Origin of the sequence: Corynebacterium sp. HMSC14H10, from assembly GCF_001807105.1 — a bacterium.
Taxonomy (GTDB): Bacteria; Actinomycetota; Actinomycetes; order Mycobacteriales; family Mycobacteriaceae; genus Corynebacterium; species Corynebacterium jeikeium_D.
In genome coordinates, this window is sequence record NZ_KV787411.1 from 1 (window position 1) to 25,091 (window position 25,091).

Annotated in this window: 18 protein-coding genes and 1 riboswitch; of the genes, 4 read left to right on the forward strand and 14 right to left on the reverse strand. The window is 59.4% G+C overall.

The genetic code is table 11. From position 1 onward, the window contains the following. Positions 1 to 155: 155 nt before the first annotated feature. The 8 genes from HMPREF3135_RS02265 to HMPREF3135_RS02300 form a co-directional block, all read right to left on the reverse strand. Positions 156 to 506 carry a monovalent cation/H(+) antiporter subunit G gene (locus HMPREF3135_RS02265; protein ID WP_038626688.1) on the reverse strand — a complete coding sequence of 117 codons (351 nt, stop codon included), beginning with the start codon at positions 504 to 506 and terminating at the stop codon, positions 156 to 158. Next, on the reverse strand, positions 503 to 913 hold the full coding sequence (locus HMPREF3135_RS02270) for a monovalent cation/H+ antiporter complex subunit F (protein ID WP_049193795.1): 411 nt from the start codon (positions 911 to 913) through the stop codon (positions 503 to 505). Before HMPREF3135_RS02270 ends, HMPREF3135_RS02265 begins: the two co-directional genes overlap by 4 nt. Then, complete coding sequence (locus HMPREF3135_RS02275) at positions 894 to 1,547, reverse strand: Na+/H+ antiporter subunit E (protein WP_049193796.1); 654 nt, start codon at positions 1,545 to 1,547, stop codon at positions 894 to 896. The genes HMPREF3135_RS02270 and HMPREF3135_RS02275 overlap by 20 nt, the downstream gene beginning before the upstream one ends. Beyond that, positions 1,547 to 3,250 (reverse strand): Na+/H+ antiporter subunit D, encoded by a 1,704-nt coding sequence (locus HMPREF3135_RS02280; protein WP_070437777.1) that lies wholly within the window; start codon positions 3,248 to 3,250, stop codon positions 1,547 to 1,549. The genes HMPREF3135_RS02275 and HMPREF3135_RS02280 overlap by 1 nt, the downstream gene beginning before the upstream one ends. After that, positions 3,240 to 3,755 carry a Na(+)/H(+) antiporter subunit C gene (locus HMPREF3135_RS02285; RefSeq protein ID WP_048760372.1) on the reverse strand — a complete coding sequence of 172 codons (516 nt, stop codon included), beginning with the start codon at positions 3,753 to 3,755 and terminating at the stop codon, positions 3,240 to 3,242. Before HMPREF3135_RS02285 ends, HMPREF3135_RS02280 begins: the two co-directional genes overlap by 11 nt. Further along, positions 3,752 to 6,889 (reverse strand): Na+/H+ antiporter subunit A, encoded by a 3,138-nt coding sequence (locus tag HMPREF3135_RS02290; RefSeq protein ID WP_070437780.1) that lies wholly within the window; start codon positions 6,887 to 6,889, stop codon positions 3,752 to 3,754. The genes HMPREF3135_RS02285 and HMPREF3135_RS02290 overlap by 4 nt, the downstream gene beginning before the upstream one ends. A 218-nt stretch (positions 6,890 to 7,107) precedes the next feature. Then, complete coding sequence (locus HMPREF3135_RS02295; RefSeq protein WP_070437783.1) at positions 7,108 to 7,662, reverse strand: 2-isopropylmalate synthase; 555 nt, start codon at positions 7,660 to 7,662, stop codon at positions 7,108 to 7,110. 225 nt (positions 7,663 to 7,887) lie between these two features. Beyond that, positions 7,888 to 9,273: a dipeptidase gene (locus HMPREF3135_RS02300; RefSeq protein WP_070437786.1), complete on the reverse strand. Its 1,386-nt coding sequence runs from the start codon at positions 9,271 to 9,273 to the stop codon at positions 7,888 to 7,890. A 327-nt stretch (positions 9,274 to 9,600) separates the two neighbouring features. On the opposite strand from HMPREF3135_RS02300, the gene groL reads away from it, so the two are divergent. Next, on the forward strand, positions 9,601 to 11,226 hold the full coding sequence (groL, locus tag HMPREF3135_RS02305; RefSeq protein ID WP_016421501.1) for a chaperonin GroEL: 1,626 nt from the start codon (positions 9,601 to 9,603) through the stop codon (positions 11,224 to 11,226). 340 nt (positions 11,227 to 11,566) lie between these two features. On the opposite strand, the gene HMPREF3135_RS02310 is transcribed toward groL, so the two are convergent. Beyond that, positions 11,567 to 12,043: a DIP1984 family protein gene (locus HMPREF3135_RS02310; protein WP_070437789.1), complete on the reverse strand. Its 477-nt coding sequence runs from the start codon at positions 12,041 to 12,043 to the stop codon at positions 11,567 to 11,569. Between the two features lie 153 nt (positions 12,044 to 12,196). Here HMPREF3135_RS02310 and ppk2 point away from each other — a divergent pair, with 153 nt between their 5' ends. Further along, a complete protein-coding gene (ppk2, locus tag HMPREF3135_RS02315; RefSeq protein WP_005510168.1) occupies positions 12,197 to 13,096 on the forward strand; it encodes a polyphosphate kinase 2 in 900 nt (299 codons plus the stop codon). 267 nt (positions 13,097 to 13,363) lie between these two features. Here the strand turns inward: ppk2 and HMPREF3135_RS02320 are convergent, their stop codons facing one another. After that, positions 13,364 to 14,485, reverse strand: a complete 1,122-nt coding sequence (locus HMPREF3135_RS02320) for a Dyp-type peroxidase (RefSeq protein ID WP_070437792.1) — start codon at positions 14,483 to 14,485, stop codon at positions 13,364 to 13,366. A 208-nt stretch (positions 14,486 to 14,693) separates the two neighbouring features. After that, a riboswitch (cobalamin riboswitch) is annotated at positions 14,694 to 14,877 on the forward strand. 38 nt (positions 14,878 to 14,915) lie between these two features. Between HMPREF3135_RS02320 and metE the strand changes: the two genes are divergently transcribed. Beyond that, complete coding sequence (metE, locus tag HMPREF3135_RS02325) at positions 14,916 to 17,225, forward strand: 5-methyltetrahydropteroyltriglutamate--homocysteine S-methyltransferase (protein ID WP_070429770.1); 2,310 nt, start codon at positions 14,916 to 14,918, stop codon at positions 17,223 to 17,225. A 285-nt stretch (positions 17,226 to 17,510) separates the two neighbouring features. On the opposite strand, the gene HMPREF3135_RS02330 is transcribed toward metE, so the two are convergent. The 4 genes from HMPREF3135_RS02330 to HMPREF3135_RS02345 all read right to left on the reverse strand — a co-directional run bounded on the left by HMPREF3135_RS02330 (position 17,511) and on the right by HMPREF3135_RS02345 (position 23,453). Next, positions 17,511 to 21,557: a Pls/PosA family non-ribosomal peptide synthetase gene (locus HMPREF3135_RS02330; RefSeq protein WP_070437794.1), complete on the reverse strand. Its 4,047-nt coding sequence runs from the start codon at positions 21,555 to 21,557 to the stop codon at positions 17,511 to 17,513. Continuing rightward, positions 21,554 to 22,372 (reverse strand): MarR family winged helix-turn-helix transcriptional regulator, encoded by an 819-nt coding sequence (locus HMPREF3135_RS02335; protein ID WP_070437796.1) that lies wholly within the window; start codon positions 22,370 to 22,372, stop codon positions 21,554 to 21,556. Before HMPREF3135_RS02335 ends, HMPREF3135_RS02330 begins: the two co-directional genes overlap by 4 nt. Positions 22,373 to 22,529: 157 nt before the next feature. Next, a complete protein-coding gene (locus HMPREF3135_RS02340; protein WP_016421494.1) occupies positions 22,530 to 22,826 on the reverse strand; it encodes a rhodanese-like domain-containing protein in 297 nt (98 codons plus the stop codon). A 153-nt stretch (positions 22,827 to 22,979) separates the two neighbouring features. Continuing rightward, positions 22,980 to 23,453, reverse strand: a complete 474-nt coding sequence (locus HMPREF3135_RS02345; RefSeq protein WP_005510088.1) for an inorganic diphosphatase — start codon at positions 23,451 to 23,453, stop codon at positions 22,980 to 22,982. 124 nt (positions 23,454 to 23,577) lie between these two features. On the opposite strand from HMPREF3135_RS02345, the gene dacB reads away from it, so the two are divergent. Next, a complete protein-coding gene (gene dacB, locus HMPREF3135_RS02350) occupies positions 23,578 to 25,062 on the forward strand; it encodes a D-alanyl-D-alanine carboxypeptidase/D-alanyl-D-alanine endopeptidase (protein WP_246818294.1) in 1,485 nt (494 codons plus the stop codon). Positions 25,063 to 25,091 lie beyond the last annotated feature (29 nt).

The following is a 25,091-nucleotide window of genomic DNA, read 5'->3' on the forward strand; positions in this document are numbered from 1 at the left end:
AGCGGACACACTTTTTGTCACTTAACCCCCTATAGCACTTTTGGGGTGCATAAACCTAGCCACTAACTGAAGAAAGGCGCCCCCCCTGGGCGGCCCCGGTCGAACCCGGTTCCGCTCCAGGTCGGGGTCCAATCTTGACGGGGAGTGTCCTCTCGTTATTCCCGGCTGTCATCGCGGGCGAGGCTGTCCTCGTCGACGAGCCTCTCTTTGAACGCCTCGTGGCCAACGCGGTTACTAACAATTGGCGATGTACCCAGAGCAAACAGGATAATCAGGGTCAACAGAGCCAAGTCACTACTAGTAGTTGTGTGAGCTGACGCGTGCGTGGCGACGTGCAAAAGCGAACCCGACAGCGTCAGAATTAGCCCCAGCGTTTGTGGCTTGGAGGATGCGTGCATGCGACTGATGGTGTCGCGGAAGCGTATTAATCCCACGGACGCTGCAACGCACAGTAGCATTCCGGTGATAATGAGTGCGATGGCGATAATGTCTGCCACGAGAATCATTTGGGCTCTCCCTTCACTGTTTTCGGAGCTGCTGTCGGTGTTGCCTTAGGCGCTGCTTTCTGTGCGGTTTTCTTTGTGGCGACCTTTCCGGCTGCTTTCGCCACACCCTTTCGGGAGCCCTTCGCGGGCTGCTTTCCGTCATCCGGAACACGGAACTTGGCGACTGCCAGCGAAGACAGGAAACCGAGCAGCGCAATGATGAGCATTGGGTAGACCACCGAAGTGTCCAAACTCCATGCCATGAACGCAGCGAGCATGCCCTGCAACATTGCAGTCATGGACTCCAGCGCCACCAGGCGGTCCAGCGAGTTTGGTCCTGCGATCATGTGCCCGAGGGTAATCATCACCGCAATGAAATAGCCTGCAGCAGCTACGCCGAGCAGAATGTTAAAAACTTCCGGGTTCATCGGCTGCTCCTTTCTCCCCTTTTTCGCTGCTCGTTTCGCCTTGCTCGCCGCTTTTCGCACTGCTCGGCTGCTCTTCGCCAGAGCCTGGCTTAGTCGGTTGCTCATGTACATCGCGGTTCTCAAACGCGCGAATCACCCGTCGCTCGATTCGGGTCAACTGGTTGATTTGTTCAGCTACCTTGCCTGTCGACGAAGCGTCGAGAAGATGCATGGTCAGCGTCTTTTTTCGCTTATCGATGTCCACGATGATGCCGCCCGGCTGCAGATTAATTAGTGCCATTGCAGTCGTGAGCGAAATATCGTCATTGGTCCGCATGGGGACCTTGATAATGGCAGTCGGTGGCGGATCATCTCGTCGGATGGCCAGCCAGGCGACACTGATAGAGGCCTTCACGAAGTCGATTGTCCAAGAACCGAACAGTCGCACCATGCCACCGAAGTTGATATCCAGCGCGCTGTTTGGCGGGATAGGCATGGCGAGGTTCAGCAACGTGGCTACAAGGATTCCCGAGAGCACATTGGCAAATGTCACCTCGCCCCACAGCATGACCCAAATAATCACTGTGAATAAGAAGAGCAGGATTGAAATACGTGGTGGTCGCTTTGCAGCCACCTTGGCGCGCGCTTTACTCATCAGCTTTCACCTGCTCCTTCCAGCGTGCTGGTGGCACGTTCGGTCGCTGAATCCGACTTCCATGGGCTCTTGGTGCGGCCTGGGTTTTCCAGCTGCTCCAGGCCCTTGTCATCGGCCGAGTCGATACCGAGGACCGCTGCGCGGTACTCATCAACATTCGCGACGTTGCTTGCCGCTTCGGTAGCCACATTGGACAGTGGCCCGGCCAGAACGGTAACCCCCACAGAGGCAATCACCAGCAGGGCCGTCGGCATCACCATGCCGAGTGGCATCTTGCCGACGTCGTCACGCTCTGCGATAGCAACCATCTGAGTCCTTTCCCGGAGCGCGGCTGGCTGCGCAAGCACGGTGTCGCCCTCGGGGGCGTCGGAACGGTCGCGCCAGAAGGCCTTCGACCAGACGAGAATCATGGTGTAGAGGGTCAGCAGGCTGGTGATGATAGATCCCGCAACCAGAATCCATGCGGTGGCGGATCCGTTCTGTGCGCCGGCCTCGATGAGCATGACCTTGCCCAGGAAGCCTGAGAACGGTGGGATACCACCGAGGTTGAGCGCGGGCACGAGGTATAGCAACGCCAGCAGCGGCGACGTCTTGGCCAGGCTACCGAGGCTGCGCAGGGAGGACGAGCCCGCCTGGCGCTCGATAAGCCCGACCACCAGGAACAATGCCGTCTGCACCAGAATGTGGTGGACGATGTAGAAAATCGCGCCGCCGAGTCCCAGCGTATTGCCGACGGCAATACCGAAGATCATGTATCCGATGTGGGATACCAGCGTAAAAGACAAGAGACGTTTAATGTCATTTTGGGCCATGGCACCGAGAATGCCCATGAGCATTGTCGCTAGGCCAGCCCACATCAGGACGTCGTCAAGCCTGCCGTCTGGGAAAACGACACTGCGCGTGCGGATGATCGCGTAGACACCCACCTTCGTCAGCAGCCCCGCGAAGACCGCGGTAACCATCGACGGTGCGGTGGGGTAGGAGTCTGGCAACCACGCCGACAGCGGGAACACCGCCGCCTTCACTGCGAAGGCGACGAGCAGCACTGCGAAGATCGCGGTGCGGGTGCCATCGGGGATGTCCTCCATGCGCAGGGAAATGTGTGCGAAGTTCACCGTGCCGGCCGCTTGATAAACCAGGCCAATCGCCAGCAGGAACACCATCGAGGACAACATGTTGACCATCACATACGACACGCCTGCGCGAATGCGTGACGACGATGCCCCCAGCGTGAGCAACACGTAGGAGGCTACGAGCAGAACCTCGAAGCCGACGTACATGTTGAACAGATCGCCGGCCAGGAAGGCCATGGAGACGCCCATGTTGAGCAGCATGTACGTCGGAACGAAGACGGAGATCGGCTCATCTTCGTCACCATCGCTAATACCCTGGCCGATGCCGAACCACATCACGGCAAAGAGGACCAGCTGAGAGACGGTGATCATCAACACTGCGAGGTTGTCGGCTACGAGCGTGATGCCGATTGGTGCGTCCCAGCCGCCCACCTGGACCGTGTGGACGCCGTGCGCGTAGATGAGATACACCAAGGCGCTGGCGACTCCCAGCAGGCTGCCGAGCGAGATTAGCGCGATCGCCTGCTGTGCTTTGGGAAAACGTGCCAGCAGCAGAGCAATTGCGGCGGTGGCGGCGGGGACGATGATAGGCAGCGGAATTAGTGCCAGAATTATTTGCTCAGTCGTCATCGTCGTCACCTCCTGGGGAGTTTGATGGCGGGGTCACGGGCTTTTCGAAACTGGCCGGACCGAAGCTATCGCCGGCCTCTGTGGGACGACCGGTGGTGGGATCGTCGGACTTGTCGTGGTCCGGAGCAGCTGATGGGTCGCTGGCCCGACGCATTGCCAGGCTGCGGTCCTCGTGGTCATCTTGCACGTGATCGCCGATGCGGTAGCGGTGCTGGCGATAGAGCAGAGCCAACAGGAATGCGGTCATGCCCATGGAAATAACAATTGCGGTGAGGATAAAGGCCTGGGGCAGTGAGTCTGCCTGAGCATCGCTGACCAGCGATTCCCTATCCCAAATTGGTGGCCGTCCCGGCGAACCAGAGCCAAGCAGGATGAGCAGGTTGATACCGTTGCCCATCAGCAACAGTCCCATGAGCATCCTGGTCAACGAACGATCGAGGAACAGGTACACCCCTGTAGCAATCAGCGTGCCGACAGTTGCTAGCAGAACAAAATTGAGAATCACGGGTGTGTGTCCTTTCCTTCGGTCCTAGCTGGGGCTGTCGGTTCTGAAGCCTCTGAGGTGGCTGTGTTGGCAGAGTCTGCGGGTTTAGTGCCGGCAGGTTTAACGCTTGCGGGATTAGCGCCTGCGGACTTAACACCTGCGGGCTTAGCCGCCGCCAACTTGCTGCGCAGCTGGCGGGACTGGCCGAGTGCGGCTCGATTCACACGACGTGAACGATCACGCTCAGCGCGAAGGTTTATCTGAGCGTCGATGCCACCGCCCAAACTGCGCAGGATGTAGACAATCGTGCTAACCACGATCATGTATACGCCCAGGTCAAAGAGCATCGGGGAGACAACAGTGACATCTCCGAGCAGCGGAATTTCCCGCGAGCCATACGTAGAAGTTAGCGGTGCCCACCCCACAAACAGTGGCCACAACGCGCTGAGTGCCGACACCAGCAAACCGCCGCCGAGAAGCATCTCGTTAGGAATCGGCAGAGTTGCCGCCAACTCACGACGACCACCGATGAGATAACGCATGGTCAGTGCCAGCGCAGCCACGAGACCACCGGCGAAGCCACCGCCGACATCGTTATGGCCGGCAAAAAAGAGATAGAAGGAAACCACCATCATGGCGGGGAAGAGCACGCGCGATGCCACCAGCACCATGATCGGGTAGCGCAACCGCTCGGCTTCACCGGACTCATCGAGAGTGTTCAACCAACGGTTGGTGCGGCGAGCTCGATTCCGCTGCGGCTTAATCTTTGAACGCATATGCATGGTATGCGTGCGGAAGACCAGTGAGGTAATCCCCAGAGCCACCATCACCAGCACGGTGATTTCACCGAAGGTGTCCCAGGCGCGGATGTCGACAAGCAGTACGTTGACTGCATTCTGGCCGTGTCCAATATCGTGCGCCAGCGGCGGAATGTCGCCCGAGATTGGCTCAGTACGACGGGAGCCCATGGCGTAGGCGGCCAACACGGGAACCGTGACACCGACTGCAATGGCCAACCAAGCACGGTGTCGTGTCCACCTCGGGTTCGATGCCGGTGCCCGCGGGGAGAGCGTACGCAACACCAACACGAAAATAATCATTGAGACCGTCTCGACCAGCAGCTGCGTCAGGGCCAAGTCAGGAGCGCCGTACATGGCGAAAATAATGGCCAAGCCGTAGCCTGTCACGCCTACCAGGATGACACCGGAGAGCCTGTTTTTCTGTTGGGTGGCGGCCAAAGCCGCGATGATCATAATCAACGCGACCGCGCCCTGCGGTGCAGAGTCCCACAGTTCCATTCGGAGCTCATCACGCTCACCGAGCAACAAGGCACCGATGGACAGCACGATGAGGGTCAGCAAAATGACCGCCTCATTCAACGGAAGGGAACCACGCTGGGTCGCAGCAGTGGCACGGAGAGAAAGACGGCGGGCCAAGTCCAGGATGCCGTCGTAAAGCGCATCGGCACTACCGAGAGCCGGCTGTTCAAACTGTAGCTGACGCACCAGTTTGCGCTGCCAGTGCATGATGCCACCTGTGATCAGAATTGTGGCTGTCAGCGCCAGAGGAAGGGTGAAACCGTGCCAGAGAGCCAGGTGCGATTCTGCTTCCGCATTCGGGTAGGCATTGGTGAGGTAGGGCGAGATAGTCGAGTCGAGGACCCGCGGAATCAGACCGAAAACCAGACCTGCCAGCGCCAGCAGCCATGCCGGGCCAATCTGATCCCAGGTCGGGGAATCCATCTCGGCGACGGCGGGGGAAGTGCCACCGCCGCTGGCGTGCGTGCTGGGCTTGGTCGCAAACGCGGCACGTAGCAGGTAGAGCGAGTACGCCACGGTCAGAATCGAGCCTACGACCAGGCCAATAGTGGTGAACACCGCCGGCATACCGTGCAGTGGTTCAGCATTGAGCGTGGCCTCGAGCGCCGCTTCCTTGGCGACAAAGCCGAAGAACGGCGGCACACCCATCATCGAGGCGGCAGCGAGAATCGAAATCACCAGCAACTGTGGCGACTTCTTGCCCAGGCCAGAGAGCTTACGGATATCGCGCGTACCAGTCAGCCTGTCAATCGTTCCCGCCGTCATAAACAGCGTGGCCTTGAACATGGCGTGGCCAAGAGTCAGCGCCAGGGCCGCCAGCATCGTCGCACGCGTGCCTATCGACGCTACCGTGATGATGAATCCCAACTGGCTGACAGTGCCATACGCCATGATCAGCTTGAGATCCTTCTGGCGCAGAGCCATCCAGCCACCCATAATCATGGTCAAAAGGCCGAGCGGGATGATGATTGGTTGCCACGCGTTGGTGGCGTTGAAAGTTGGCGCAAGTCGGGCGACCAGGAACACACCGGCTTTGACCATCGCTGCCGAATGCAGGAAGGAAGAAACCGGGGTAGGAGCGGCCATTGCGCCGGGCAGCCAGAAGTGGAAGGGCGCGATAGCGGATTTAGAAAGTGCGCCGATGACCAGCAGGATTGCGGCGGTGGAGATTGCTGTGGAGTTCAGCTGTGACGTGGTCAGCGCGCCAGGTGCTGTGAGGTCGGAGAAGTTCCAGAACCCGGTGGTCACTCCCATCAGGACGATACCGACCAGCATGATCAGCCCGCCCAGTGTCGTGACCAGGAGCGCCTGGCCTGCTGCGCGACGGGAGGAAGCTCGCTCGGCGTAGTAGCCCACCAGGAGGAAGGAAAGAACCGAGGTAATTTCCCAGAAGACAAACATCAGCATGATGTTGTCGCTGATGACCAGGCCGTACATAGCCGCGGCGAAGGCAACCATTTGGGCTGCGAAGGAGCCTATTCGACGACGTTTTCCGGGCGGCGGATTGACGAAGTATCCGGAGCAATACACCAGTACGAGAAAGCCGATGGTCAAAACCAGTGTGCCGAAGAGCGATTCAATAGGACCTAATCGCAGGTTTACATCCAAGTGGATAATGGGCATCCACGAAAAATGCGTGACGGCGGGTTGCGTGGTTGCGGAGGTTTCCCCGTTTCCATTCGCTAGAGCTAAGCGAACCAGATGGGCACCGGTGTAGATAGCGCCACCTGCCAGAGGGAGGCTGAGAACGAGAAACCCGCGGGTTCCGAGCCACTTAATCGTCCATGGTGCAATCGCTGCCGTAAGGAACAGGATGCACAGGAGAGAAGTCACCATTCCATAATGAATGGAACACACCGGTTCATGCAACCCCGTTTTAGGGACTTAAGTATTCAAAACGGGGTTAACCGAGTGTGGGAAAATGGGGAATTTTTCCGGTGTGGTGAAAATTCGGGGGTGAGGATTTGGGCATTTTTTGGGGCTTGGCAATCGACTGCCAAGCCCCAAAATCGGTGCACTTCTTACTCGTGCGCTACTCGAATGTCACCTGCGCATTAGCCATGCAGGCGGTTAGCAGCACAGACCAAAGCGGAGAGCACGGAAGCCTCCGGAGTCTGACCAAAGCCCATGGTCCACACATGGTCATTGTTGTGACCTGCGTAGACAAAGGTAGCCGTAGCTTCGAAAATCTCGAACTGGTGGAACTCCACGATTTCAACGCGGTAACCTGCATCAGCCAGCAAGTTGGTGCAAGCCGACACCGGCCCCATAGCGGTGATTTCCTGGGTGAAAGTCCGGGTGCGGCCGTCCTTGTCGGTCAGCGACAAATCAGCATTGAAGTTCCAACGGCCCAGTGTGCCACGAGTTGCCTCGAAATTCTTGATTTGAACCGGGCCGTTAGTGGGAGAGTAAGTGTCCTTGAACTTCTGCCAGTTCATGCCACGAGCTTCCTGCCTCAAGCCACGAGGCAGGCGATGTCCGAAGCGAGCCCTAAACGGATCGTCGGAATAAGTTCGCACATTGCCGTTGTTCTGGTGCTCCAACGAAGGGCGCTTGCCCGTGAAGGTCGTCGAAGTGGACATGTTCTTCTGTGTGCGAGTGGAAAACATTCTTTTCTGGTCCTTTGCTTAATGGCTTTGCTGTGAGTGGCGGACCAACCAAGTGCTTCAAGAAGTTGCGGCCAGAGACCCCGCGTGGAGGGGTCAGTCCTGTCGGCCTCCACCGGGGTTCGTAGCCTTCGCTACTCGAATAAGAATGTTCTGCTGCATGGGTCGAACCTTACTACAGAAAAAAGATGTGACACAAGTCATTCAGCCAATATTTTTGGCATTGACTTAAATTCCGTTGACGGAAGCCAAGAAAACTGCCTCGCCAATAGCGATGTCGCGAATCTCGTTCGGGTCCACCGATTCGTCAGCCGAGTGAATGCGGGCCTGTGGCTCTTCCACACCGTAGAGTGCGATGTCAGCACCTGGTACGGCCTCCAGCAAAGTGGCGCACAGCGGAATCGAGGCTCCCTCGCCCATGCTTGCCGTCTCCTTTCCGTAGGCGGCCGACAGGCTGTCGGCAACCAGCTGCACAACCTTGCCCTCAACATTGGCCCGGAATGGGTTCGCTAGCTCGTCGCGCTCGACCGTCACCTTCACTCCCCACGGAGCATGCGCGCGCAGGTGATTCTCCAGTGCCTCCTGTGCTTCGGCCGGGTCGACGCCGCCTGGGATGCGGAAGTTGATGTGCGCCATAGCAGTCGATGAAATTGCGTTGACAGCATTGGTCGCTGGTGGGCAGTCGATTCCGGTCACAATCACAGACGGGCGAGCCCAGGTCAGGTCAGAGACGGAAGCGTCCTCGTTGCTAATTAGGTCCACGCCGTCGAGTACACCTGCGTCGGCGCGGAAAGTCTCTGGCGCGTAGTCCAGCCCCTCCCAGCGCTGCGAGCAGTCCAGGCCGTCAATAGAGGTAAAGCCATTTTCATCGCGCAGGCTGTCGAGCATACGAATCAACGCCGCCAGTGCATCCGGAGCTGCTCCGCCGAACATGCCCGAGTGCACCGGCTGCTCCAGCGCATCGACGCGAACTTCCACATCGGCGGTGCCGCGCAGGGTGGTCACGAGTGTCGGCTGGCCAACCTCGGCATTGCCGACATCCGCAATGAGGATGACGTCGGCGTCGAAAAGCTCCGGCTGCGTGGCGATGAGGTTGTTCAGGCCCGCCGATCCGCGCTCCTCGGAGCCTTCCACGATGAGCTTGATGTTTGGCAGATCGACGCGGTCCGCAAGCGCGTCGTCACGCAGCGCGCGCAGCGCAGCTAGGTGCATGACCACGTTGCCCTTGCAATCGGCGGTGCCACGGCCGTACCAGCGACCGTCGCGCTCGTCGAGCGTCCACGGATCTGCAGTCCAGGCGGATTCGTCGCCCGCCGGCTGAACGTCGTAATGGGAATAGAGCAGTACGGTCTTCGCGCTTTCCGACGACCCGGGGACGAAACCCGACAGTGCAATCGAGCCGTCGACGGTGTGGTGCGCCTCCAGTTCGATGCCCAGCTCTGCGTACATGTCGGTAACCGCCTGAGCTGCGTCAATGCAGGCCTGCTTGGTTTCTTCGGTGCCGTGTACGGAGGGGAAGGCCACCAGCTCGGTCAGCTGGGTGCGGATGGTCTCGCGTTGGCTGGAGATGTGGTCTCGCAGGGTCTCCGTGAGTTCCTTATTAATAATGCTCATGTGCGACAGTGTAGGCGCACAACCATGATGGCGTTGGAAGTGGCATAAGGAGTGACGCCAGGAGTGACAGTGCTTAACCTTGCACTCGATGGGGTTGAGTGCTAGAAAAGTGAATTAGCACTTGCTCTAATTGAGTGCTAATAAAAACAACTTCACACCTTGTGTATGCGTGTGCTGAAACAAGTGTTGAAAAGTCGTTAAAAAGTACAGTGTTGACTCCGGTGATGGAGAGGGCGGCGCTTCCCTCGAATCACATGCCGTCGCGGGCGCCTGGGTCAACTTCCAATGTAAGTGCCACATAAATAGACGGAGGATTCTTCAAACCTCATGGCTAAGATGATTGCATTTGACGAGGAGGCCCGCCGCGGTCTCGAAACGGGTCTGAATACCCTGGCAGACGCTGTCAAGGTCACGCTGGGCCCGAAGGGTCGCAACGTAGTCCTCGAGCGCAAGTGGGGCGCACCGCTGATCACCAATGACGGTGTCTCCATTGCACGTGAAATCGAACTTGAGGATCCTTACGAGAAGATCGGCGCTGAGCTGGTCAAGGAAGTTGCCAAGAAGACCGACGACGTCGCTGGTGACGGTACTACTACCGCTACCGTTCTGGCTCAGGCTCTGGTTTCCGAGGGTCTGCGCAACGTTGCTGCGGGCTCCAACCCGATGGGCATCAAGCGCGGCATCGAGAAGGCTGTCGCGGCTGTTACCGAGAAGCTGCTGGAGTCCGCTAAGGACATCGAGACCAAGGAGCAGATTGCTGCTACCGCTGGTATCTCCGCTGCTGACCCGGCTATCGGTGAGCTGATTGCCACCGCTATGGACAAGGTCGGCAAGGAAGGCGTCATTACCGTGGAAGAGGCCAACACCTTTGGTCTCGACCTGGAGCTGACCGAGGGTATGCGCTTCGACAAGGGCTACATCTCCGGTTACTTCGCCACCGACATGGAGCGCCAGGAGGCCGTTCTGGAGGATCCGTACATCCTCCTGGTTTCCGGCAAGATCTCCAACATCAAGGACCTGCTGCCGCTGCTGGAGAAGGTCATGCAGTCCGGCAAGCCGCTGCTGATCATTGCTGAGGACGTCGAGGGTGAGGCTCTGTCCACCCTGGTCGTCAACAAGATCCGCGGCACCTTCAAGTCTGTCGCTGTGAAGGCTCCGGGCTTCGGCGACCGCCGTAAGGCAATGCTGCAGGACATGGCTATCCTGACCGATGGCCAGGTCATCTCTGAGGAGGTCGGCCTGTCGCTCGAGACCGCTGACCTGCCGCTGCTGGGTCGCGCTCGCAAGGTCGTCGTCACCAAGGACGAGACCACCATCGTCGAGGGCGCTGGTGAACAGTCCGCTATCGAGGGCCGCGTCAACCAGATTCGCGCTGAGATCGAGAACTCCGACTCCGACTACGACAAGGAGAAGCTGCAGGAGCGCCTGGCTAAGCTCGCCGGCGGTGTCGCAGTCATCAAGGCTGGCGCCGCAACCGAGGTCGAGCTCAAGGAGCGCAAGCACCGCATCGAGGATGCCGTCCGCAACGCAAAGGCTGCTGTGGAAGAGGGCATCGTCGCTGGTGGCGGTTCCGCACTGCTGCAGGTCTCGCACGTGCTTGACGACGAGCTGGGTCTGACCGGCGACGAGGCAACTGGTGTCCGCATCGTGCGTGCGGCTCTCGCAGCTCCGCTGCGCCAGATTGCTCTGAACGCTGGCCTCGAGGCCGGCGTCGTCACCGAGAAGGTTGCTTCCCTGCCGCAGGGCGAGGGCCTGAACGCTGCTACCGGTGAGTACATCGACCTGATGGAAGCCGGCATCAACGATCCGGTGAAGGTTACCCGCTCCGCACTGCAGAACGCTGCTTCGATTGCGGCTCTGTTCCTGACCACCGAGGCTGTTGTCGCTGACAAGCCGGAACCGGCTATGCCGGCAATGCCGGGCGGCGACGAGATGGGCGGCATGGGCTTCTAAAAGAGGTCCCAACTGCTTGAGTTAGCCTTAAAAATCGCCGCTGAGGGGTGTCCCTCAGCGGCGATTTTGCTCTGTAACTTGAGAAAGCTTAAGTCCCCGAACCCACCCTCGTCGCATCAGATGCCTCAGCGCTTGGTAGTGAAAAATAACCGATGATCTGTACCCATGTACGCAATGCCGAGGACTGTCTGTTATTAATCCTGCTGCCTCAGTACAGGTGAGATCTTTAGGTGCCCCTTTAAGGCCAGAGACAGGCCGTCGCGCTCGCCGACAATCTGGATGCAACTACCGACTTATCAAAGTGTGAAATTCTTCTGGTCTCGCTACCGAACCCTGCTTGCTATTCGGCCGGCTTATCCGCGGCCTCGATAAGCTCGGTTGACCAGTTCGCCTGCTGAATACGGGTATCCAAGTCCCGGTATTCCTTCGCCGCCTTGTCGGCTTTCTGGCGCAGCGACCGGATATCCACAGTGGCGACATAGCGAATCTCCGAAGCTGAGTATCGATCCCGCCGACCCGAGCCCTGATCGGCTGCGGAGGTGTAGAACCGCCGCCGTGTTAGCAGGTGGTCGCGCTTCGCAAGTGCGTCGCTAAGCGTTCCGTCCTCGAAGGCAGTAGCGGAATTCGTTGCGTTAATCGAGCGCACCAGCCATTCGAAGCGCGCCATCAGACGCTCGGCTTCGGCAATAAGCGCTTGCGGATCTTCATCAGGCGTATCGCCTTCCTGCACCTGCGCTACTAGCGAAAGACGGCGATTAATCTCAGCCAGCCGGTCGGAAACTTCGGATCGTGCGGCAAGAGCTTCGGATAACAACATGGCATTTATTGTACGCGCAGTGCTCATCGACGGTCGCTGCGTGCAGTCCCACCCCTCAATTTCGGTAAGACGGAACGTTAACTGCTGGGAAATTGCAGGTAAGGGCACCCGCATGGGGGACGCGTGGCAGAGAAATTCAGTAGGATAAGGGGTATGGCTGACAAGAATGAAGAGGAATTCCACATCGTCGATTTGGCGAAGACCGAAGGTTACGTCGTCGATGATTCTGATGAGGACGATCCGGTACTGGTCACTCCAGACGGTGAGCGGGTTGATACCTGGCGCGATGGCTACCCGTACGAGGAGCGCATGACGCGCAAGGAATATGAGTCTATTAAGAGGAAGCTGCAGATTGAGCTTCTGAAGTGGCAGAACTGGACCAAGGAAACTGGTCAGAAGCACATCATCCTCTTCGAAGGCCGTGACGCCGCCGGTAAGGGCGGTACTATTAAGCGTTTTAACGAGCACCTGAATCCGCGTGGTGCTCGTACTGTGGCTCTGGAAAAGCCGTCGCCGCGTGAGTCCACCTCGTGGTACTTCCAGCGCTACATTGAGCACTTTCCGTGCGCTGGCGAGATCGTCTTCTTCGACCGTTCTTGGTACAACCGTTCGGGCGTTGAGCGCGTGATGGGTTTCTGTACTGAGTCGCAGCACGCAGAGTTCCTGCGTGAGGTCCCGATGCTGGAGAACATGATTCTGGGCTCCGGTATTTCGCTGACCAAGCTGTGGTTCTCTGTGACCCAGAAGGAGCAGCGCACTCGCTTCGCAATTCGCCAGGTTGACCCGGTACGTCAGTGGAAGCTCTCTCCGATGGACCTCGCTTCGTTGGATCGTTGGGGTGACTACACCCGCGCAAAGGAAGAGCAGTTCCGCTATACGGATACCGATGAGTCCCCGTGGATTACCATTAAGTCCAACGACAAGAAGCGTGCCCGCATCAACGCGATGCGTTACGTGCTGAGCAAGTTTGAGTACACGGAGAAGGACCACGAGCTGGTTGGTACTCCGGACCCGAAGATTGTTAAGCGTGGCCGTGACCAGATTGGTGACTAGCTCGGTGGTCCGTGACTGACAAAGTTCTTGTCTAGAGGTAACGCCCGCATGAGTGCTCAGGCACTCGGCGGGCGTTTTCTTATGGCGGGCGGCGGCGGGCCAATCCTCCTGTGGCTGGGGACCCGGGACCACCGCGAGTTAGTGAATGAGTTTATGACAAAAACGGCCAGAAATTTTGCTCGAAAGTGTCATAAACTGGGTCAGTTTCACATTTGCAGCCCGCCAGCTTTTTAGTCCGTCAGACTTTAGCCTGCCAGCTTGCAGCCTTTACCCCTCAATCAACTCCTGACCCCAGTAGGAATCTGGGGTGGTGCCAGGGGCAATCCAATACACAGCGGAGCCCATGTGACGGTTCCACTCATTGAGCAAATCGCCGCGATCCAAACGGGCCTGGATTGCGCTGAACTGGTTGTCCGGGTTCTTCTGGAATGCAACCCAGACCAGGCCAACGTTCGGTCCTTCGAATGGGAAAGCTGGCTCACCGGGCTGGTCTTCGTATGCATAGGCGCGGCGACGCAGGGCGTCGTCAGGCTGGCCATCCTGCTCACGGGACAGTGCCAAGTGAGACTGGCGGTGGATGAGGTACTCGCCCTGGTCATCGACGGCGTCCATGTCCTCTTCATCGAACTCGTCGTTGCCGCCGGAAAGAGGAGCGCCGGTGTGGAAGTCACGACCGATAACGATGGAGCGTTCGTCGGTGCTGAGCTCCTCCCAATTGTTCAAGTCGAGCGCAATACGGCGAACAACCATCACGCAGGAGTTGTTAATCGCCTTGTCCTTGGAGTCGATCCACACCTGTTCGGACCATTCCTCTGGAGTGGACGGGTTGACGGTGCCGTCGAGCTGGCCCAGCGGGTTGCGTGGGGTAGCGCCGTGAGGCTGCGAACCCCAGGCGTAGGAAAAGCCCTTCTGGAACCACTTCACGCGAGCCCACGGAGCCGCCTTCTTTTCCAGTAGACGGGACGCGGCCGAAACGGTGACGAGATCATCACCGCACAACTGCAGAGCGAAGTCAGACTGACCCCACTCAGGGCGGAGCATGTCATGCTGGAATGATGGGATATCGTGCAGACCAGCCGGCTTGCGCTCTGGCTTGCCGAGGACATCGAAGATGCGCTCACCGAAACCGGCTGTGATAGTCAGGTTTGCAGTGGCTGCAACCATTTCCGGTTCCAGATACCCCTCGATGTCCTGGCCTTGGGTGAGGCGGCGGGCAACGTCGGTAAGCGAGGAGAACAGTGCCTTCAGATCTGCTGCGTCGACGCCGTCCTTCAAATCGAATGCGACGAGGCGGAGATGTGCTTGGCCGGGCTGTTCAACGCCTGACTGGACCGGGCCATCGAACGGAATCTTGGCGCCCCTCAGGGAAGTTTCGGAAGCCTGTGTCAATCGAGGTCACTCCTTGAAAGCGGTGGAATGAATAGCCTTTATGACTACGAGCTTAATCACTTTGGTCCCAGCAGGAGAGCATCAAAGCAAAGGCTCGGGGAGGGGGCTAAGTGAATGAGATATTTGTATATTGCGATATACTTCACATCCACAGCCGCCTCGAAGGTGTTCATTAAGGAAAGTGCTGCATATCGCACGTTTTCCGCGCAAGGTGTGTTTTGAGCCTAGCGCGCATAAGGCCTTCGAGTTATGCAGGGGAATCCCGGTGCAAGTCCGGAACTGTCCCGCAACGGTAAGCATCACTGCCAGAGCTTTGGTTTATCCGACGCGTTGATAACCAATCTTTTCAGTGATGACAAGTCCGAATGCCTGCCGGTTGTGCAATTTCATACCCGATGCTGATCACGACTGACGAGGAAATCACGAGATCATGGCAATTCACGCAACCCTCGCGGGCATTCCGCGGATAGGGCGTAATCGTGAGCTCAAAAGAGCTCTGGAAAACTACTGGCGCGACCCGGCGACCGGCGGCCTGCTGGCCGCGACGGCGCGCAACACTGTCAATAGCTACATTGGCGCAGCGCTGAAGGCAGGAATCGACTCGGTTCCGACAATTGGGCGCTCGTTCTACGACTCTATGCTGGATACATCGGCGCTGCTCGGAGTGCTTCCAGCCCGCTTCCAGAATGTCCCGAAAACGGACGGTTCCAACCTACCGGAATGGATCAACCACTACTTCGCCGCCGCTCGCGGTACGAAGACGCAACCGGCATCCGCAATGACCAAGTGGTTCGACACCAATTACCACTACATTGTTCCGGAGCTGTCAGCCGATACTGAATTTACCTCTGACCTCACTGACTGGTTGGATGATTCCTGCAGCTTAAACAATGGCGCCACCACCATGCTGCGCCCTCATTTGATTGGTCCTGTGACCTACTTGAGCCTGTCGCGTACCGACGATGATTCGAACCCACTTGGCCTTTTGGAAAAGTTGACCGATGCGTACGCGGAAATCATCGCTCAACTGGGGGATAAGGGCTTTGAGTGGATTCAGCTCGATGAGCCAGTATTGGTCACTGACCTCGATGAAGTGACTCTTGCTAGGACTCGCCAGGCCTACGAGAAGTTGGCCGGCGTGGCGGAGTCTGCGAATACCAAGTTGTGGGTGCAGACCTACTTTGGTGATGGTGATCAGGCGCTGGAAACCCTTTCTGGCACAGGCGTGCAGGCCATTGGTTGCGACCTGGTAGCAGGTAGCTTTGAGTTGCCGCATTGGACCGGCAAGGAACTGCTGGTTGCGGGCATTGTTGATGGGCGTAATGTGTGGCGCACCGACTTGGATGCAGCCCTGGCGACGCTGGAGAAGCTGGCAGTCCGAGGCCCCATCGCGGTGTCGACTAGCTGTTCGCTGCTACACGTCCCGTACTCCCTGGCCTCGGAAAACCCGAGCGAAGAAGATGCCGAGGTGCTGCAGTGGCTGGCCTTCGGGGATGAGAAAATCGGCGAGGTGACCCTCTTGGCGAGGGCGCTTGATGCCAGGTTGAATGACCGCCAACTCGATGCCGCGGATTTGAAGGCGTTGAGGGAGTCCCGGGCAGCACTGGCATCAAGGGCAGAATCGAAGCGGATTGTTAAGCCTGAAGTTCGTGAAGCTTTGGCAGCAATCGAGGAGAGCGACCGGACTCGTTCCTCGTTTGCAGCTCGCCAGGCGGCTCAGGCTGAGGCCCTTAACCTGCCTCCGCTGCCGACCACCACAATCGGTTCCTTCCCGCAGACCAATAGCATTCGTCGTGCACGTGCGCAGTTGCGCGCGGGAGAGCTCACCCCAGTCGACTACGAATCAGCAATGCTCGCTGAAATTCGATGCTCCATTGAGCAGCAGGAAGAATTGGGACTCGATGTGCTCGTTCACGGCGAACCTGAGCGCAATGACATGGTGCAGTACTTCTCGGAGCAGCTGGACGGCTACCTCGCGACCGCCAATGGCTGGGTCCAAAGCTATGGTTCCCGCTGCGTGCGGCCGCCGATTCTCTACGGTGATATCACCAGGCCAGAGCCAATGACGGTGCAGTGGTACAAGGCAGCGGCAAACATGACTGACCTTCCCGTCAAGGGAATGCTCACCGGGCCGGTGACCATGTTGGCATGGTCGTTTGTCCGTGATGACCAGCCCATCGGTGACACTGCGGATAACGTTGCGCTGGTTTTGCGCGATGAGATTGCAGATCTCGTGGCCGCTGGAGCGCAAATCGTGCAGGTCGATGAGCCAGCCATTCGCGAGTTGCTGCCCCTGAATGAAGCGGACCAGCCCGCCTACCTGAAGTGGGCCGTAGGTTCCTTCCGTCTGGCTACCTCTGGTGTGGCTGACGACATTCAGATTCACACGCATATGTGCTACTCGGACTTCAATGAGCTTATCGACACCGTCGATGATCTCAACGCCGATGTCACGTCCATCGAAGCAGCTCGCAACGGTATGCAGGTGCTCGCAGCGCTGAAAGATGAGGGATACGTTCGCGGGATTGGTCCAGGTGTCTGGGACATCCACTCGCCTCGCGTGCCGACGGACGGAGAAGTCAACCAGCTCGTGGAAGATGCGCTTGAAAGCGTTGACCCCAACCTGCTGTGGATTAATCCGGACTGTGGTCTAAAGACCCGAGGTTGGGAAGAGGTTACGGCTTCACTGAAAGTATTGGTAGCCGCAGCTCAGCAGGCTCGGTTGCAGCTAGCAGAGTAAGTCGCGAACTGCATAGCCGCAAAATAAATAGTGGGTTAAGTAGCAAAAAGTGTGTCCGCTCGGCGTGTCGCCGGGTGGGCACCTTTTGCTACTTAGCCCTACTTAGCCCCAATGCGAGTTAGTGACCTCGGTTATGGCTGGCAGCGGGCCAATGGAGTTACTGACCGCGTTTATAGCAAAAATTGTCCGAAAAATGGCTTGAAAGTGTCATAAACTCTCACAGTTTCACATTTGCAGCCCGTTGTGCCTACCAGGCTCCTACCTAAGCCCCCCACTCAATCCGGGCTACTTCTTGGCCACCACTGGCTCAATTGGGTTACCTCGCCAGGAGGTGTGCGCAGGAACATGGTCACCGCGCATGACGAGAGAACCGGGCTCGACGCGGCAGCCGTCGTCAAGTACAGATGCCGGCAGTGCGACTGAGTGCGGTCCCAGCACGGAGCCGTGTCCGATGTGGACGGTGTCGAGCGTCATCACACGGTCGGTGAACAGGTGCGTCTGAACGACACAACCGCGGCCGACAGAGGCACCCCGCTCGATTGTGACCAGGTCGGTCTCGGGCAGCCAGTACGTCTCCAGCCACACGCCGTGGCCGACGTTCGCGCCGAGCAGACGCATCGCGCGTGCGATACCGCCGGTGGCCATCGCCGGGTTCAGGTACCACGGCGCGGCGACCATTTCGACGAATGCATCCTGCAGTTCGTTGAGCCAGACGAACTTGCTCCACAACGGGTGATCGCCGGGCTTGTGCTTGCCGACGCATACCCACTTGGCCAAGACCGTGACCAACAGCCCCAGCACACCAACAATCAGCAGCACGGCAGGGGAGAGCAGCCACGCGACCACCAGGCCGAGCAGGGCAGCGTTGACGCCACCTGCAATGACCAACTCCGCGGTGAACATGCCAATTCCCTGCAGACTAAACAGCGTGATCGTCGCCAGCATGAGAGAGACCATCGGTGCCAGGACGCGCAGCGTCTCCACAATGCCGCGGGCGACCTTCAATCCCGTAGTCGGACGGTAGGTCTGTGCCGACTCATCGCTGGAGACGGTGCCCACGCGGCGCATGCGCTCTGGCGGCGAACCCCACCAGTTGGAACCGGACTTGGTCTTCTTCGGGGTAGAGGACAGCACGGCTACCAACGAGTTCTTCGCCAGCTTGCGTTCCGGAAGTGTAATGCCGGAGTTGCCCAGGAAGGCGCGCTTGCCGATGCGGGAGTCACCCACCAGCAGCCAACCGCCGCCGAGCTCGTAGCTGCCGACCATGGTGTCGTCAGCCAAGAAGGACTCGTCCTTGACGTGCAAGAACTTCGGAATACCGATCGCGGTGGAGACTTCGCTGTCGTGACCAATTTGGGCGCCCAGTGCACGCAGCCACAGCGGCGTCAACATGGAGGCGTAGATGAAAAATAGGTCGTGACGGGCAGCGTCCATCAGGCGAATTGTCGCCCACGACTGCCAACCCACGCGCGAACGCACCGGGAACACTCCCGGCTTCAGGCCGATGCTGAACAGGCGCACGAGAATCAGCGTCAGCAGGGCATACACCGCAACACCGACGAAGGTGGCGGGAATAGCCCACAGCACGGCGCTACCCAGCGTTGGCCAGAGATTCGAGGTGGTTAGCTCGGTGGTGCCGTCGATAAGCCCCGTGCCCCAACCGATGACAGCAGCCATCGCGACCGCAGCGGACAGCGGTACGAGTGTCAGCAAAACAGCGGTGAGACCGTAGATAGCCACCCAGTGGCGGCGAGCCGGCGGAACTTCCTCCGGGAAGCGGTGCTTGGACCGACCGACCTTGCGAGCCGGGGAACCCGACCAGCGCGCGCCAGCCTTGACCTTCTTCTCGCCGGTGACGGTGGAACCCGCCTCGATGTGAGCGTCATTGCCAATACGCGCGCCGGGCAGCAGCGTTGAACGGGCACCGATGCGGGCGTGCTTGCCAATAGTGACCTCGCCGACGTGGACGACATCGCCATCGACCCAGTATCCGGACAGGTCTACCTCCGGCTCGATCGAGCAGTAATCATCCAGTTTGACCAGACCCGTCACCGGCGGCAGCGCGTGCAGATTCACACCCTTACCAATGCGGGCACCCAGCATGCGGGCGTACCACAGCACGAACGGAGCGCCCGCCACAGAGTGGGCGCCAGAGCTCTCCGCCAGGCGTTCGGCCGCCCATAGCCGCAGGTGTACCGAACCGCCACGCGGGTAATCACCCGCGGTGATGTTGCGCGTGAGCAGGCGTGTCGTCGCCGCGTTGATGGGCATGACCCCCAGCGGGGTCAGGAACAGCACGGCCAGTACGGCCACCAACCAGCCTGGTAGCGCCAGCGGTCCGCCGATAACCCAGTTGATAATCGCAAGCCACGTTACCCAGCGCATGCCACGTGCCCACTGCAATGGCACCATGAGGCCCACCTGGGCCCAACGGGTCTTACGGGAGACAGGCGTCGGCTCGGGCACCTTTTCCAGGTGAGCGGTGGGGTCGCTGGTGTCGTCGGCAAGCATGTCGTCGCTGATGAAACCGCGCGCGACCAGCTCTTCAGCGAGATTTCCCAGGCGCGGGTGGTCGTAGAGATCGCGCACGGCGACCTGTGGGGCGCGCTGGCGAATGCGCGCAATGACGCTCGCCGCCGCCAAGGACGTGCCGCCCAGGGCGAAGAAGTCCGAGGCCGCGCCGGGCGCAGGTACGGACAGCACGTCCGCCCAGATGTCGGACAGCCACTTCTCCACAGGGCTCAGCTTGTCGACGTCGCCCTCACCCGCACGCGCAGGCAGTGGCCACGGCAACGCCGCCTTGTCGACCTTGCCGGAGGTACGAACCGGCAGCTCATCCATGATGTGCAGGCGTGGCACCATCGCGGCTGGCATGGCATCGCGGAGAGTGTCCATGCACTTGTCATAGTCCATGGCTGCGGCGTCGCCACCGGCGCCGACGTAGCCGACCAGGATGGAATCGCCAGCACCGGTCTTCTGCACCACGACAGTCGCCTGAGTAGCGCCGGGGAGGGCAGCCAGGTGCGCCTCGACCTCGCCGAGCTCAATTCGCCGACCGCCGATTTTCACCTGATCGTCGACGCGGCCGGTGAAGTACAGTCCGGCCTCGTCCATGATGACGTGGTCGCCGGTGCGATACGCACGCTCCCAGCCGAGGGCTGGCAGCGGTGCGTACTTCTCGGCGTCCTTCTCCGGATCCAGATAGCGTGCGAGTCCCACGCCGCCGATGACCAGCTCGCCCTTGGTGCCCGGTGGGACGGGGTTGCCCTCTTCGTCGATGACGGTGAGGTCCCAGCCGTCCAGAGGAAAACCGATGGTTACGGGCTTGCCGGGCTTCAGCTCGATGCCGGAGGCCACGACGGTGGCCTCGGTGGGGCCGTAGGTGTTCCACATTTCGCGCTCTGGGGTGGACAGACGCTCGACCAGCTCTTGCGGGCAGGCCTCGCCGCCAACGATGAGCAGGCGCACGCTGTCGAGCGCCTCGGCAGGCCACAGGCCGGCCAGTGTCGGCACCGTGGAAACAGCGGTGATGTGGCGGGAAATCAACCATGGCCCCAGGTCCACGCCGGAGCGCACCAGTGAACGCGGGGCTGGCACCAGGCAAGCTCCATTTCGCCAGGCCAGCCACATTTCCTCACAGGAGGCGTCGAAGGCGACGGACAAGCCGGCGAGAACGCGGTCATCCGGGCCGAGCGGTCCTTCCGGGTGGTTCGCCAAGAACCAGCGGGCCTCCGCATCGACAAAAGCGGCGGCGCTGCGGTGGGTGACCGCCACGCCCTTGGGCTTGCCGGTGGAGCCAGAGGTGAAAATAATCCAGCAGTCGTCGTCCGGAGTGGGCTCCTGCGAGATGATCTCGCGTGCGCTCGGCGGTGTCGGTTCCGTCTCTTCCTCGTCGGAGTCGGCATCGGAGTCCAGCGGGCGGGGGCGATTACGTGCCGTGGAGCCAGCCAAATGCAGGCCTTCAGCATCGAAGTAACCGGCGATACCGGCCTCGCCGAAGACCATTTCTGCACGCTCGTCGGGGTCATCCGCATCCACCGGAACGTAGGCGGCTCCGGCGGCCATGATGGACAAGATTGCCAGGTAGAGCTCGCGGCTTCCCGACGGCATCCGCACACCAATGCGGTCGCCGCGACGGATGCCCTGTTCGTAGAGCCACGTAGCTGTGGAATCAATCTCGTTGATCAACTCCGCATACGTGACGACAACCTCGCCGTCATCGATGGCCTCAGCCTCGGGGAACCTTCGCGCGGTCGCCCGGACAATGTCAATGAGTGTGCGCTCAAGCGGCTGTTCCGTAGCGCGTAGGAACTTCGCTTCAGTGGTTGTCACTTAGAAGACCCCTTCTTATTCTTCTTCTTGCGCTTTTTCTTCTTCGACTTCTTACGTTTAGGACGCGGGGCATCGCTTGACGACGTCGCCTGCGTCTTATTCTCCGCCATGTCCTTGGTGTCTGTCTCAGTGGCCGTGACCTCTGGGGTAGTGGTCTCGGGGTTCTTCGCGCCGGCATCGGTTTCGGGGCTTGCAGCGGAGTCGTCGGCAAGCGATGCAAGCAGCGCGCGTACCTCGGGTGCGCATTCGGCGACGGCGGCGCGTTCGGCTCTGCGGAGTGAGCGTCGCAGAGATGCGCGGGTGGTGTTGCCCGTTTCTGTCAGCGCGATGAGCTGGCGGCGTCGATCCTTGGAGTCTCGGGTGCGTTCGACTAGATTTGCCGACTCCAGAGAGTCAATCAGGCGAACCATGTCAGAGCGGTCCATGCCGAGCAGCGCGCTCAGCTCGGTTTGAGCCATGTCGCCGCCATCGGCGATAGCCTCCAGAACCCAATACCCGCGGATGGAAATCGACTCAATCTGAGTGCGGCCCAGAGCCGCGTTGACACTGGCGCGGACAGCCGCATCGAGCTGTGCCAGGCACCAGGACGCGGATTTGCGCAGGGCGGCCGGTGTGACGGCGAGTTCGCTTGCGGAGCCGGGCTTGCACTTGGACTTAGCGCTGGCCTTGTTTTTCGCTTTCGCTCCCTTGCGAGCCTTCTTCGCCTTGGTGCTGCTCTGTGCGTCGACAGCAGGCACCTTCGCGTCTACGTCGGGTGCCACACCACCGCTGGTGTCGGCTGAGTCCGCCGAGGAAAGTACGGATGAATCAGACATACTTCCCATACTAGACAATCTGGGGAACCATCAATAATGGGACATGGCCAACTAATAATGTCCCTGTTTGCCTGCGGATTGTTAGAAGGTCGGTGCTTTGGGGTGGGTAGATAAAAGAAAAACTGCCCTGCAGGTAGGCAGGGCAGTTGTAGTTGATTTAGTTGGCCTTCTCCATTGGGCGGCCGAAGTGCTCCCAGTCGATCATGCCGCCGGTGATGACGATGGTGTCGATACCGTTCTTCTCCAACCAGGAAGAAACCTGAGCGGCACGTCCACCGGAGCGGCACATCAGGTAAATGTCGGAATCCAAATCCAGCTCGCCGTAGCGGGACGGAATCTCTTCCATGGGGATGTGAACGGCGCCGGTGGCGTGGCCGTCATCCCACTCCATCTGTGAGCGGACGTCAATGATCTGTGCGTCTTCGGGTACTTCGGATACGTTTACGGTTTCCATAGTGCGCACTATACGCAATCTGGCCTTATCGCCGGAAGCACAAAGGCCGCCGGAGGAAAACTCCGACGGCCGTAGCGCTGAATCACGGGAACTGCGTCAAAGGTGCGAGCCCCAGAAAGGGAGATTGGCTAGCGCAATTTTTACTTGTGGCTCTTACTTGTGGCGCTCGATAGCCTCAGCCAGGATGCGCTCAGCCTCAGCCTTGTCGCCCCAGCCCGAACCGGAAACTTCCTTGCCCGGCTCCAGGTCCTTGTAGTGGACGAAGAAGTGCTCAATCTCGTCCTTGGTGAACTGGGAAACATCGTCGATGTCCTGGTAGTGGTCGAAGCGGACATCATCCAGGACGCACAGCAGCTTGTCGTCGCCGCCGGCCTCGTCGGTCATCTTGAAAACGCCGAGCGGACGAGCCTTGACAATAACGCCCGGGAAAACCGGCTCCGGCAGAATCACGAGAGCGTCCAACGGATCGCCATCCTCGCCGAGGGTTTCATCGATGAAGCCGTAGTCGGCCGGGTAGGCCATTGGGGTGAACAGGTAGCGGTCGAGGTAGACCTTGCCGGTCTCGTGGTCGACTTCGTACTTGTTGCGCTGACCCTTCGGGATCTCAATAGTGACCTCAACGCTCACGGCGATGACTCCTTATAATCGGTGTACACTTCTCTGACGGCTATCTTATGCGAAACCCGCTCAAAATCGTTTATTTGTGCACCTTAAGTGAGGTTTTGTTTCCAGGAAGAAGGTGTTTGTGACCGTGGGTAGTACCGACTCTGACAGCTCCAAAACCGCCGCTAAGGGCACGCAAAAATCGCCCAGTTCCGTAAAATCCGGCAAGTCCAAGAAGTCGCGTGGACTGAAAATCGGCGGTGCCATCGCCGGTGTTCTCGTTATCGCAGCGGGCAGCGGCGTAGCGGTTGTCGTCAATAACAATCGTCAGATTGTGGTCGATGCGCCGCCCGCCGTCAGTCAAGCTTCTGTTCCCGTGACGGCTGCGCAGTCTTCGCTTGACGACGGCACTCTGGCCCAAAAAGTCAGCGCCATCATGGACGCTGCTGCGGCTGATCCAGCCTTCGGTGAGCTGCATGGAATTGTCAGCGATGCTTCGACCGGCCAGAAACTGTGGGGGATCAATGACACCGCGGTGGCCTTGCCGGCGTCCAGCATGAAGATTCTCACCGCGTCTGCCGCACTGTTGGACTTAGGTGAAGATCATCGGGTTTCCACCCGCGTCTCCCGGGTTACGGGGACTAATGACATCGTTTTGCACGGCGGGGGCGACCCTACCTTAAGCAAGGACGGGGAAGGGTTCTTCCAGGACTCGGCTTCAATCGCTGAGTTGGCGAAAAAGATTTCCGTGGTCATTCCGGAGGGGGTCGGCAAGGTTTATCTCGACAACTCTCTATTCACCGAGAGTTTCCACGAGACCTGGGAGCGCGAGGGGTTGGAGGACGGCTACATCGCACCGGTGGAGTCGGTGATGATGGATGCCGGTCGTATCGATCCGACGAATGAAGAATCGCAGCGCAGCGCCACGCCCGCTGCGGATGCAGTTGATGCGCTGGCCAAGGCGCTTGGTGCGGAAAACGGAGGCAGCCTGAGGGATGCAGCCAAGGATGGTCAGTCACTACCTCTGGACCCAGACATTGTTGCGCTCGTGCAGTCGGCTCCGCTAGTTACCCGTGTGCACGAGATGATGATTTACAGCGACAACGTGCTCGCAGAGTCCATTGCCCGTGAGGTGGCTATCTCTCGCGGTCTGCCGCCGACCTTTGAGGGGGCCGCACGTGCCGTGCGTGACACTCTCGCGGAGCACGGTTTTCCTCTCGATGGTGCGGTGCTGTCGGACTCCAGCGGCCTGAGCACGGATAACCGTATTTCTCCGCAGCATCTCTCCGAGGTGCTCAATTCCGCCGCGGGGCCGGTGGAATCGGCTGAGCAGGGAGGACTGGCGGAGTCGCAGGAGTCGTCGGAAAGCACTGCGTTGCGGTTGCGCCCACTGTTGGACAGCCTGCCGGTGGCGGCAGTGTCCGGCACTCTGGCGACGCGCTTTGCTGGTCAGTCCGGGGCGGGCATCGTCCGTGCGAAGACAGGCACGCTGAATAAAGCCTCGGCGCTGGCGGGGTATGTGGTGACGAAGTCGGGGCAGGTGCTGACGTTCGCATTTATTTCCAATGAAGCGAGCCTGTTGCCAGCAAGAGCTGCGGCGGATAAAGCAGCGAGCGCACTGGCAGATATCTAAACTGAGATTCATTTACCACTGAAAATAAT